General features: G+C 72.5%; 8 protein-coding genes. 4 read left to right on the top strand and 4 right to left on the bottom strand.

What is annotated here, in order from left to right; genetic code table 11:
- Positions 1-149: 149 nt before the first annotated feature.
- On the bottom strand, positions 150-980 hold the full coding sequence (locus ACFVH5_RS41320) for a Tat pathway signal sequence domain protein (protein ID WP_385838832.1): 831 nt from the start codon (positions 978-980) through the stop codon (positions 150-152).
- A gap of 179 nt (positions 981-1,159) precedes the next feature.
- Between ACFVH5_RS41320 and glgX the strand changes: the two genes are divergently transcribed.
- The 3 genes from glgX to ACFVH5_RS41305 all read left to right on the top strand — a co-directional run bounded on the left by glgX (position 1,160) and on the right by ACFVH5_RS41305 (position 7,251).
- A complete protein-coding gene (glgX, locus tag ACFVH5_RS41315) occupies positions 1,160-3,268 on the top strand; it encodes a glycogen debranching protein GlgX (protein ID WP_385838831.1) in 2,109 nt (702 codons plus the stop codon).
- Between the two features lie 181 nt (positions 3,269-3,449).
- On the top strand, positions 3,450-5,828 hold the full coding sequence (treY, locus tag ACFVH5_RS41310) for a malto-oligosyltrehalose synthase (RefSeq protein WP_385838830.1): 2,379 nt from the start codon (positions 3,450-3,452) through the stop codon (positions 5,826-5,828).
- 172 nt (positions 5,829-6,000) lie between these two features.
- Positions 6,001-7,251 (top strand): M14 family zinc carboxypeptidase, encoded by a 1,251-nt coding sequence (locus ACFVH5_RS41305; RefSeq protein ID WP_385838828.1) that lies wholly within the window; start codon positions 6,001-6,003, stop codon positions 7,249-7,251.
- A 19-nt stretch (positions 7,252-7,270) separates the two neighbouring features.
- Here ACFVH5_RS41305 and ACFVH5_RS41300 read toward each other — a convergent pair whose 3' ends face one another.
- The 3 genes from ACFVH5_RS41300 to ACFVH5_RS41290 all read right to left on the bottom strand — a co-directional run bounded on the left by ACFVH5_RS41300 (position 7,271) and on the right by ACFVH5_RS41290 (position 9,882).
- Positions 7,271-7,696 carry an SSI family serine proteinase inhibitor gene (locus ACFVH5_RS41300; RefSeq protein ID WP_385838827.1) on the bottom strand — a complete coding sequence of 142 codons (426 nt, stop codon included), beginning with the start codon at positions 7,694-7,696 and terminating at the stop codon, positions 7,271-7,273.
- Positions 7,697-7,738: 42 nt separating this feature from the next.
- Positions 7,739-9,133, bottom strand: coding sequence for a M14 family zinc carboxypeptidase (locus ACFVH5_RS41295; RefSeq protein ID WP_385838826.1), 1,395 nt, complete (start codon positions 9,131-9,133; stop codon positions 7,739-7,741).
- Positions 9,134-9,324: 191 nt separating this feature from the next.
- Positions 9,325-9,882, bottom strand: coding sequence for an FHA domain-containing protein (locus ACFVH5_RS41290; protein ID WP_384799971.1), 558 nt, complete (start codon positions 9,880-9,882; stop codon positions 9,325-9,327).
- Positions 9,883-10,063: 181 nt separating this feature from the next.
- Between ACFVH5_RS41290 and treZ the strand changes: the two genes are divergently transcribed.
- Complete coding sequence (treZ, locus tag ACFVH5_RS41285; protein ID WP_385838825.1) at positions 10,064-11,809, top strand: malto-oligosyltrehalose trehalohydrolase; 1,746 nt, start codon at positions 10,064-10,066, stop codon at positions 11,807-11,809.
- Positions 11,810-11,956 lie beyond the last annotated feature (147 nt).

Raw genomic sequence — 11,956 nt, 5'->3', positions numbered from 1 at the left:
CCACCGAGAGGCCGACCGCCGTCCGCCTGCGGGCGCGGCTGATTCTGTTCACGCGCATGAAGAAATGACTCCCTTGCACAAGCAGGAAAGTGGGAAAGGTGAAGTGGGGCCGATGAACCGATGGACGGAGGCCGGTGGACCGAAGAGACTCAGCCGACCTTGGCGACCTTGCGGGCGCTCAGGTCGATCACCAGGTCACGGCTGTCGATCCAGGACCCGTTCTTGACCTTCACGAAGAGCCGCGTGCAGCGGTGCTTGCCGCAGTCCGCGACGGAGGCCGGCGTTCCGGGGACCGCCCGGAAGACCATGCCGTTGAGCATCAACTGGTCGGGAGTGGTCAGCTTCTTGTCGGTCGCGTCCTTGTAGTCGGCCCTCAGTCCGGCGCCCAGCGGGTCGGCGATCAGCAGTCGCGCGGCCTCGACGGTCTCGTCACGGCTGAGCGGCGGCTGGACGCCGTGCTGGGTGTCGGTCGACTCGACCTTGCCGGTGTCGAGGTTCACCGTTTTGGTGACGAGCGAGTCGTCCTTGTAGTCGTAGAACGACACCTCCGCGCGGCGCGGCGCGTTCGGGTCGTCCAGTTCGCTCGCCTCGGGCTCGGAGAGGTCGACGGTGATCCGCTGCGGCCCCTTGTCGCCGGCGACGTTCTCGCTGCTGCGGGAGAGCCCTCGGTCCAGGGCGAGCTTCTCGACCCGCTCGGTCTCGTCGTCGGTGAGCGGGTCGCGCCCCTTGCCCCGGTCGCCTTCGGCCGGAGCCTGCTCGACGACGCCCGGCTGCACGGCGCCCTGCCCCTGGCCCTGTCCCTGTCCCTGCTCCTGGGCCTGACCCGCCGTCTGCGCGGTCCGTCCCGTCCCCTGGCCGCCGGAGTCGTCCGCACCCGCCGAGCCCGGCAGGGTGATGCCGACCATCACGGCGGTCCCGGCGACCGCTATGGCCGCGCCCGCCACCACCTTGCCCAGATGGCGGTGCACTATTGTGCGCACATTTCCCCCTACTCCCCCTGTATCTCTAGGAGTCGATCGAGTCCCACTGGTTCGGCATACCGCGTATGCACTGGTCGACCGGTAAGAGGGAGGTAAGTCCTAGGTGGTTCCATCAGTTTCGGGGACACTCGGGCGGGAGTCGCCCTCTGCGACGTCGCACAACTGGAAGAGTTGCATCCATGCAGGTCTGGCCTGGACAGGCGTACCCACTCGGTGCCACGTACGACGGCGCCGGAACGAATTTCGCGGTCTTCTCGGAGGCCGCGGACCGGATCGAGCTGTGTCTGCTGCACGACGACGGCTCGGAAACGGCGATAGAGCTGCGCGAGACCGACGCGTTCGTCCGGCACGCGTACCTGCCCGGCGTGATGCCGGGCCAGCGGTACGGCTTCCGCGTGCACGGTCCCTACGAGCCGGAGCGGGGGCAGCGCTGCAATTCGGCGAAGCTCCTGCTCGACCCCTACGCGAAAGCCATAAGCGGCAGCATCGACTGGGGCGAGGAGGTGTACGGCTACCACTTCGCGTCGCCCGGCAAGCGCAATGACCTGGACTCGGCGCCCCACACGATGAGCTCCGTGGTGGTCAATCCGTACTTCGACTGGGGCGACGACCGGCGCCCGCGCACGGAGTACCACCACACCGTGCTGTACGAGGCCCACGTGAAGGGCCTCACGATGACGCACCCCGGGCTGCCCGACGAGCTGCGCGGCACGTACGCGGCGCTCGCCCACCCGGCCGTCATCGAACACCTGACCGAACTGGGTGTCACGGCCCTCGAACTGATGCCCGTTCACCAGTTCGTGAACGACCACCGACTCGTCGACATGAGCCTCAACAACTACTGGGGCTACAACACGATCGGCTTCTTCGCCCCCCACAACGCGTACGCGTCCTGGGGCGACCGCGGACAGCAGGTCCTGGAGTTCAAGTCGGCCGTCCGCGCGCTGCACGAGGCGGGGATCGAGGTCATCCTCGACGTGGTCTACAACCACACCGCCGAGGGCAACCACCTGGGCCCGACGCTGTCCTTCAAGGGGCTCGACAACGCCTCCTACTACCGGCTGACGGACGACCCCGCCTACTACATGGACACCACGGGCACGGGCAACTCCCTGCTCATGCGCTCCCCGCACGTGCTCCAGCTGATCATGGACTCGCTGCGGTACTGGGTCACCGAGATGCACGTCGACGGGTTCCGCTTCGACCTGGCGGCCACCCTGGCCCGGCAGTTCCACGAGGTGGACCGGCTGTCGTCGTTCTTCGACCTCGTCCAGCAGGACCCGGTGGTCTCCCAGGTGAAACTGATCGCCGAACCCTGGGACGTCGGCGAGGGCGGCTACCAGGTGGGCAACTTCCCGCCGCTGTGGACCGAGTGGAACGGAAAGTACCGCGACACCGTACGGGACATGTGGCGCGGCGAGCCGCAGACGCTCGCCGAGTTCGCGTCCCGGCTGACGGGGTCCTCCGACCTCTACCAGGACGACGGGCGGCGCCCGCTGGCCTCCATCAACTTCGTCACCTGCCACGACGGCTTCACCATGCACGACCTGGTGTCGTACAACGAGAAGCACAACGACGCGAACGGCGAGGACAACAACGACGGCGAGAGCCACAACCGCTCGTGGAACTGCGGGGCCGAGGGCTACACCGACGACCCGGACATCCTGGAACTGCGCGGGCGCCAGATGCGCAACTTCACCGCGACGCTGCTGCTCTCGCAGGGCGTGCCGATGCTCAGCCACGGCGACGAGTTCGCGCGCACGCAGGGCGGCAACAACAACGCGTACTGCCAGGACACGGAACTGGCCTGGGTGCCGTGGCCCGAGGACGGCAGCGAGCTGCTGGAGTTCACGCGCGCGATGGTGCGGCTGCGGCGCGAGCATCCCGTGTTCCGGCGGCGCCGGTTCTTCCACGGGCGGCCCGTGGAGGGCACCCACGACGATCTGTCGGACATCGCCTGGTTCACTCCGGCCGGCGAGGAGATGACCCAGGACGACTGGGACTCCACGCAGGCGCGGGCGCTGTCGGTGTTCCTCAACGGCAACGCGATCTCCGAGCCGGGGCCCCGCGGGGAGCGCATCGCGGACGACTCGTTCCTGATGCTGTTCAACGCCTCGCCGAAGACGCTGGAGTTCGTGGTGCCGGTGAATCATGGGCGGCAGTGGCAGGTGGTCGTGGACACGGGCCGGTCCGCGGGCGTGGCGCCCGGGACCGGGGCGAAGGTGAAGGCGGGTGACCGGCTGTCGCTGGTCGACCGGAGCATGGTGGTGCTTCAGCGCCCTGCGTAGCGCTCCGCGGGATGCGCCGTTTCCGGGTGCGGCCCCGGTGGGGGCCGTTCGCGCAGTTCCCCGCGCCCCTCAAGGGGGGCTGCGCCCCATCAGGGGCGCGGGGAACTGCGCGGGCCACCCCCACCGGGGCCGCAGACGGGAACGTGACACGAAATGGCGTGAGCCGGGTACATACGGTTCCATGACTCCTGTCGTGCCGACCGCCACCTACCGCCTCCAGCTCCAGCCGGACTTCGATTTTCGCGCAGCCGCGCAAGCGGTCCCGTACCTGGCCGGGCTGGGCGTCTCCCACCTGCACCTGTCCCCCGTCCTGGAGGCCGTCCCCGGCTCGGGGCACGGCTACGACGTCGTGGACCCCGCCCGCGTCCGGGAGGAACTGGGCGGCGAGACGGGCCTGCGGGCCCTGTCGCGCACCGCCCGCGAACACGGCCTGGGGCTCGTCCTCGACATCGTGCCGAACCACATGGCGATGTCCCCCCGCCACAACCGCCCCCTGTGGGAGGTGCTGCGCGAGGGCCCCGACTCGCCGTACGCGCGCTGGTTCGACATCGACTGGGACGCCCAGGGCGGTCGCGTCCTGCTGCCGGTGCTCGGGGCGCCCGTGGGAGCGGTGACGGGCGACCTGGTGGTCGACGGGGACGTCCTGCGTTACCACGACCACGCGTTCCCGCTGCGGGCCGGCACCGCGGAACTGCCGCTGCCGGAGCTGCTGGACGCCCAGTGGTACCGGCTCGCGTGGTGGCGCCTGGCCCGTACCGAGCTGAACTACCGGCGGTTCTTCAGCATCTCGGAGCTGATCGGGGTGCGGGTCGAGGACCCGGAGGTCTTCGACGCGACCCACGGCAAGATCCTCCAGCTGCTGGACGAGGGGGTCGTCGACGGGCTGCGCATCGACCACCCGGACGGCCTCGCCGATCCGGACGCGTATCTGCGCCGTCTCCACGGGGCGACGGGCGGGCGCTGGACGGTGGTGGAGAAGATCCTCGCGGACGGCGAGCCGCTGCCCGCCGCCTGGCCGGTCGCCGGCACCACCGGCTACGACGCGCTGCGGCACATCGACGGCGTCCTCACGGACCCGGCGGGCGCGGGGGAACTCCTCGGCCAGTACCGGCGGTTCGCGGCCCCCCAGGCCGACCGCGGGGGCGTCTGGGAGGCGACCGTGCGGCGGGCCGCGTACAAGGTGGTCCATCACGAGCTGGCCGCCGAGGTCGACCGGCTCACCCGGGAGGCGGACCGGCTGTGCCGCACGTCCGCGGACCCCGTGCTGCGCGACCGCGCCCCCTGGGCCCTGCGCACCGCGCTGCGTGAACTCCTCGTCCGGCTGGAGGTCTACCGGCCGTACACCTCCGGGGACGCCGCGTCGGTCCTCACCGAGGAGGCCGCTCAGGAGGCGAAGCAGGCCTTCAAGATCCCCGAGGAGGCGCAGGCCGTCGATCTCGTACGGGATCTGGTGCTGGGGCGCGTCGGCGAGGGCCCGGAGTTCGCGGCGTTCCGGGCCCGGTTCGCCCAGCTCTCGTCGGCGCTGCGGGCCAAGTCCGTGGAGGACACGGCGTTCTACCGGTACGTACCGCTGCTGTCGGCCACCGAGGTGGGCGGCGAGCCGGGGTCCCCCGCGGTGTCCCCGGAGGACTTCCACGCGTACTGCGCGCGCGTGCAGCGCGGCTGGCCCGCGACCGGCACCGCGCTGTCCACGCACGACACGAAGCGCAGTGCCGACGTACGGGCCGCGATCTCCGTGCTCACGCAGGCCCCCTCGCGCTGGGCCGACCTGCTCGCCGAGGTGACCGGGCGGACGGCGGCCGAGGGGGTGGCCGCGCCCGATCCGCAGGTGGCCTGGGCCGCCTGGCAGACCGCCGTCGGGCTCGGTCCCGCGGACGGTGAACGGCTGCGGGACGCACTGCTGAAGCACATCAGGGAGGCGGGCCTCGGCACGGCGTGGACGGAGCAGGATCCGGCGTACGAGGAGGCCGTGGCGGACTTCCTCAAGGCGGGCCCGTGCGGGGCGCCCGGGGAGGCTGTCGCCGGGTTCAGGAGGTCGCTGGAGCCGTACGTGCGGGCGAACGTCCTCGGGGCCGCCCTGGTCCAGCTGACGATGCCGGGGGTGCCGGACCTGTACCAGGGCACGGAGGCCGAGTACCGGGCCCTGGTGGACCCGGACAACCGGCGGCCCGCGCACTTCCCGCCGCTCGACACGGGCGCCCTCTCCGCCGAGAAGGCCGCGCTGACGGCGGCGGCCCTGCGGCTGCGACGGCGGCGGCCCGCGGTGTTCGGCGAGTCCGCCGCGTACGAGCCGCTGCCCGCGCGGGGCCCGGGGGCCGCGCACTGTCTGGCCTTCGCGCGCTCCTCGGAGGTGGTCACGGCCGTCTCCCGGCTGTCGCTGCGCCTGGAGGAGGAGGGCGGCTGGCGCGACACCGAACTGCCGCTGCCCGCGGGGCGCTGGACCGATCTGCTCGTGCCAGGACGGGAGTTCACGGGGCACGCGCGCGTGGAGGCGCTTTTCGGACGGTTGCCCGTGGTCCTGCTGGAGCGGGTGGGAGACGATCCGGCGCCCGCCGGCTGACGGGCGCCGCCGGGGCGCCGACGCGGCCGTGTCCGCGTACGGAGTGACATCGGCTCCCCGGACACCCGTAAGTGCTGCTGGGCGCTCCCCGGAGGCGCCCCTCGACGTACTTGACAGTTCATCCAGTCCGTGGAGTACTGCGGATTGCGACGCCGGGCGGACCAAGTCGGGGGTGAGTCTCCTGCCGGAGCTGCGCTACCCCAGTGTGACCGAACTCGAACACTCCGCCCGGGCTCTGGCGGCCCGTCGGCCGGGCCTGTGCTCCCTCCGGCGGATCGGCGCCTCCCGCGCCGGCCGGCCGCTGTGTCTGCTGTCCGTGGGCCACGCAGAGCGCGCGGTGCTGATCGTCGCGGGCGCCCACGCGAACGAGCCCGTCGGCGGTGCCACCGTGCTGGCGCTGGCCGAACGGGTCGTGCGCGAGCGGCGGCTGCGGGACGACACCTCCTGGCACTTCCTGCTCTGCGCGGACCCCGACGGCGCCGGCCTCCATGTGACCCCGGCGCCGCGCACCCTGCTCGACTACCACCTCGGCTTCTTCCGCCCCGCCGGGCCCGAGCAGCCCGAGTGGTCGCCCTCGGTGCTGCCGCCCGACCGGCTGCCGCCCGAGACCCTGGCCCTCTTCCGGGTCATCGACGAGCTGCGCCCCTACCTCCAGGTGACGCTCCACGGCACCGACCTCGGCGGCAGCTGGGTGCAGCTCACCCAGGACATCCCGGGCCTGGCCGAGCCGTTCGGCAAGTCCGCGGCGGAGCTGAACATCCCGGTCGAGACGGGCGCCTCGGACGCCGCCGGCTGGCCGGCCTCCGGACCCGGGGTGCATGTGATGCCCGCGCCCGGCACGGATCCGGCGTATCTGAGCATGCCGGACGACGCCCGGGAGAGCACCTGGTACCGGGCCCATCTGTACGGCGGTCTGACCGCGGTCGTCGAGGTCCCGATGTGGGCGAGCGACCTGGTGGACGATCCCACTCCGCATCCCGCGCCCGCGGCGGCGATGGGCCGCCTGGCACGCCGGCTCCGCCAGGACGCCCAGCAGGTCGAGAGCGTCCTCACCGACGCGCTGCCGCGTCTGCCGGGCCCCGCGGGGCCGCTGCTGCGGGCCGCCGGGTGGGCGCTGGAGCTGGTTCCCGGGCTGGCCGTCGACTGGGTACGGCCGCCGCCCGCGGACACCACCATGGCGCACGTGGGCAGCGTGGACGCGTTCGGCCGGCGGCTCCCGCTGCGGGCCGCGGCGATGCTCCTGCGGGTGCTGCGGGAGGCCGACGACCGTGCCGCGCCCGCCCTGGAACACCTCGTGGTGTCCTGGAGCGAGGCCTTCGCCCGGCGCTTCCGGGCGCGCTGGGTGCCTCTGGAACAGCAGGTCGAGCACCAGAGCCGCACGGTGGTGGCCGCGGCACGCCACGCCCGGGACGCGGCACCGTGAGGCTCCCCCGGTCGCGGTGTCAGCGCGGCAGGGCGAACACCGCTCCCGTCCGCGCCGCCATCACACAGGAGTTGGCGAACGTCTCCTTGTACGTGACCGCCCGGCCGCCCCACTCGCCGCGCGCGGAGACGGACACCGGCGCGTAGACCATCGTGCAGAAGGTCTCCTTGAGCGGGATGCGGCCGACGTCGCCGTGCGCGGCCCGCAGTTCCTCGCAGGCGCGCTCGGCCTGCTCGTGTCCCCGGGGCGGATCGCACAGCAGGAGCGTGCCGCGGAGGTCGCCGGAGCGGGGTTCACCGCGGGCGACCGTCACATAGAGCCAGTCGCCCGAGGGCGCCTCCGGGAGAACCGCCGCCCGGGCCGGCACCGGCCCCGCCACGAGGAGTGCGCAGGCGGCCAGCAGGAAGGCCCGTACCGCCGCGGTCGCTTTCTGGTTGTTCGTCATTGCCTGTGCATCGGCACGCGGGGCCTCCCGGCCCACCCCGACTCACTCGAACGGCACCTCGGCGCGTGTCGCGGACCTGCCGGGCGCACGCGTCCCGGGACCCCGGTGGCGGGCCAGTTCGAACGCGGCGAGCACCACCCGCGCCTGGTACTCGGACTGCCGCGCGACCGGGATCCAGCGCGCCCCGTGGCCGTCGTGGTAGTCCGCGCACCAGTGGTCGATGAGCCGGTCGAGGTCGTCCGCCGCGCCGTACGGGTCCGCTCCGGCGGTGGTCGCCAGCTGGTGCAGCAGGCCCGCCGTGCGCAGCGCAATCCGGCGGGCGGAGATGCGCAGCGCGGTCAGCCCGGACGTGGTGAGCGGCGGCAGCGGGCGGACGGCGCCCGCGGCGTCCGTGTTCGGGCCCGTGTCGGGGTCCCAGGAGTCGGCGAGGCCGGGGCAGACCAGTACGTAGTCGTCGACGGGCGCGAGAAGCCGGTCGACGTCCCCGGCCCCGCCTCCCACCGTGTTCAGGTGGGGGCGGATCCGGGCCAGCAGTTCCTGGAGCAGGACCGTGTCGTGGCGCAGGGTCCGGGCGACGTCCCTCAGCGCGCCCTCGCTGTCGGCGGGCGCCGAGGGGTCCTGTACGGCCGCCACGCCCCACATGGGCGCCTCGACGACCGCGGTCACCGTCCCGTACGGCTGCGGGTGGAACCAGGTGGACTCGACGGCCGCCTCCGTGATGGCCGCGGCGAGGTCGCCGCGCGTCGGGGGCGGGATGCGGTAGACCGCCGGGCCCAGGACGGGCCAGTACAGCGTGTCGTACGGGGCGAGTTCGAGCGGGATGGCCAGGCGTGTCGCGATGTGCGCGAGCCGGGGCGCCATGCCGGGCAGGTCGCGGGTCAGCTCGACGAAACCGCCGCCCACGTCGACGCCGTGCAGGGAGCACTGGAAGAAGGGCCGCAGCTCGTCCTGGAGGGCGAGCAGGGCGCGGGTCTCCGGCAGCGCGGCCCCCGCGGCTCCGTCGGGCAGCCACTCCGGCTGTTCCATGAAGCCGGGGCGGAAGAAGTTCCGGAAGTGGTGGCCCAGTGTGTACGGGCCCGCCAGCCAGCCCTCGTTGCGGCGGGAGCCGTCGGGGTCCAGGCACAGCAGGAGGTTCCAGGTCACGTCGGCGCCGTCGCACAGGCGGGGGTCGGCCAGGGCCCGTTCGGCCAGACGCAGCACGGTGGCGCCGCCGACCGGTTCGTTGGCGTGGGGGCCGGCGACGACGAGGACGTGGCGGCTGCCGTGGCCGACGGACAGCAGCCGCAGCGGAAGTCCGGCCCGGGAGGTGCCCACCTGGCGCAGCCGGGCGTCCCGCGGGCGGCGGTCGACCAGCGCGGCGGCCCGGATGCCCAGTTCGTCGACGGAGGGGTAGCGGAGGAGTGGCGGCAGGGTCTTACCTCCGCAACGAGTTACCACCGGTTCACTTGGTGTGCATGGTGTACGCACAGTGAGTCACGGCGGCGGAGGTACGTCAACACCGGTGCACGATAGAAATATGCACGCCCGCCGGGCTTCTTCGGGCCGGTCTCGGCGGAGGCGGCGCTTCCGCCCGCCGGGCCCGGAGCCTGGACTTGGACTTGGACTTGGGCCGCCCTGGGCCCGAAGGCCTAGTCCGCCGCGAGCCGGAAGACCATCCGGCCGAAGCTGACCTGGTCGCCGACCTGGACGACGGCGGCGCCGATCACCCGCCGCCCGTTCACGGCCGTGCCGTTGGTCGAGCCGAGGTCGCGCAGCACCCACAGACCGCCCTGGCGGGTGAGTTCGGCGTGCACCCGCGACACCGTCTCGTGGCTGAGCCGCAGACCGCTGGCCGGGTCACGGCCTATCCGCAGCGGGTACCGGCTCTCCGGCCGGGGCAGCAGCAGCTTGGGGAGCCGCTCGGCCTGCCAGGCTCTGCGCAGTCGCACGGAGAATCCGGAGACCGCCTCGACCGTGCCGAACAGCAGGCGCGACCAGCGGCTCTCGGTGCGCAGATCGGCGGTGAGCGCGGCGAGTTCGTCCGAGGTACGGGCCGCGAACGCGAGTTCCATCCGCAGGAGGAACGTGTCGTGCGAGAGCCTTCCCAGTGCGGCACCCTCCCGCAGGGCCTTCAGCGTCCTGTCCCGCTCGACGTCCGACAGCCGCGCGGGAGCGGGATAGGTGTGGAACTCCGAGGACGACGTCACGCTGCCGATTGTCTGGCAGCGCGGCCGGAGTGTCCAGAAAACAGAGCACTTCAGGGGAGTGCGCACTGCGGGTACGGCCGTTTCGCGTCGCCCGATCGAGGGGATCCGAAGGTGAATTGATCTCGTTTGACGCACCATGGGACCGGCGAGGTCACGGTGAGCAGACGAGGGAGAACCGTCCGTGCAGTTCGAGGTGTGGGCACCACAGGCCGATCGCATGACGCTCCACTGCGCGGGCTCCACGCGCGCGTTGGAGCCCGATCCGCAGCGCCCGGGGTGGTGGACGGGCGAGGCCGAGGCGCAGGACGGCACGCGGTACGGGTTCGCGGTGGACGACGGTCCGGTGCTGCCGGATCCACGGTCGTACCGGCAGCCGGACGGACCGGACGGCCTGAGCGCGGTCGTCGACCAGGAGCGGTACGCCTGGCGCGCGGACTGGGCGGGGCGCGGGCTGCCGGGCGCCGTGCTGTACGAGCTGCACGTGGGCACGTACACCCGTGAGGGCACGCTGGACGCGGCGGCCGAGCGGCTCGGGCATTTGGTGGAACTGGGCGTGACGCACGTCGAGTTGATGCCGCTGTGCCCGTTCCCCGGGCAGCACGGCTGGGGGTACGAGGGGGTGTCGCTGTGGGCCGTGCACGAGCCGTACGGCGGCCCCGAGGCGCTGAAGCGTTTCGTCGACCGGGCGCACGAACTGGGGCTCGGGGTCGTCCTGGACGTCGTGCACAACCACCTGGGTCCTTCCGGCAACTATCTGCCCGCCTTCGGGCCGTACTTCACGGACACGCACCACACCCCCTGGGGTTCGGCCGTGAACCTGGACGCGCCCGGTTCGGACGAGGTGCGCGCGTTCCTGCTGGGCAGCGCGCTCTCCTGGCTGCGCGACTACCGGTTCGACGGGCTGCGCCTGGACGCGGTGCACGCGCTGTACGACACGCGCGCGTGCCACTTCCTGGAGGAGCTGTCGGCGGCCGTCGACGGGCTCTCCGGGGAACTGGGCCGGCCGCTGTTCCTCATCGCCGAGTCGGATCTGGGCGACCCGCGGCTGATCACGCCCCGCAAGGAGAACGGGCTCGGGCTGCACGCCCAGTGGAACGACGACTTCCACCACGCGCTGCACACCGCGCTGACCGGTGAGGCGCAGGGCTACTACGCGGACTTCGGCCGGGCCCCGCTCGCGGCGGTGGCGAAGACGCTCACGGCGGGCTACTTCCACGACGGCACGTACTCCAGTTTCCGGGGGCGGCGGCACGGGCGTCCGCTCGACCGCACGCGGGTCGCGGGGCACCGGCTGCTCTGTTACTCGCAGACCCACGACCAGATCGGCAACCGTGCCCTGGGCGACCGGCTCGCGGCCTCCCTCTCCCCCGGACTGCTGGCCTGCGCGGCGGCCCTGACGCTCACCGGGCCGTTCACGCCGATGCTGTTCATGGGCGAGGAGTGGGCCGCGGGGACGCCCTGGCAGTTCTTCACCGACCACACGGACCCCGAGCTCGCGGACGCCGTGCGGCGGGGCAGGCGGCGGGAGTTCGGGTCCCACGGGTGGGCCGAGGAGGACATTCCGGATCCGCAGGACCCCGCCACGCGTGAACGGTCCTGTCTCGACTGGTCCGAGCCGGAGAAGGGGGTGCACGCGCGTGTGCTCGCCTGGTACCGGGAGCTGATCGCTCTGCGGCACGCCCAGGCCGACCTCACCGACCCCGATCTCGCGGACGTCAAGGTCGCGTTCGACGAGAGTGCGCGGTGGCTCGCCTTCCGGCGGGGTGATGTCCGGGTGGTCGTGAACCTCGGGTCCGAGCGGGTGAGCATTCCGCTGGGGACGCGGCCCGCGCGGGTGCTGGCCGCGTGGGAGCCGGTGGATGTCCCTGGCGGGGACGGGCTGTTGGGGGTACCTGGGGAGTCGTGCGTGGTGCTGCTGCAGGGCTGAGCCCGGGTGCGGCCCCGGTGGGGGCCGTTCGCGCAGTTCCCCGCGCCCCTGAAAGCCGGGGGTTGAGCGCCGCGTCCCTGTGCGCCTCAAGGCAAAAGATTGCGCAGTTCCCCGCGCCCCTGATGGGGCGCAGCCCCTCTTAGGGGC

The sequence above is a fragment of the Streptomyces sp. NPDC127119 genome (genome assembly GCF_042677425.1).
Taxonomy (GTDB): domain Bacteria; phylum Actinomycetota; class Actinomycetes; order Streptomycetales; family Streptomycetaceae; genus Streptomyces.
This window is presented reverse-complemented; position numbering and strand designations above follow the sequence as displayed.

Coding starts and splice junctions, on each gene's coding strand:
- glgX (WP_385838831.1), top strand. CDS start 1,160: ATGCAGGTCTGGCCTGGACAGGCGTACCCACTCGGTGCCACGTACGAC.
- treY (WP_385838830.1), top strand. CDS start 3,450: ATGACTCCTGTCGTGCCGACCGCCACCTACCGCCTCCAGCTCCAGCCG.
- ACFVH5_RS41300 (WP_385838827.1), bottom strand. CDS start 7,696: ATGACGAACAACCAGAAAGCGACCGCGGCGGTACGGGCCTTCCTGCTG.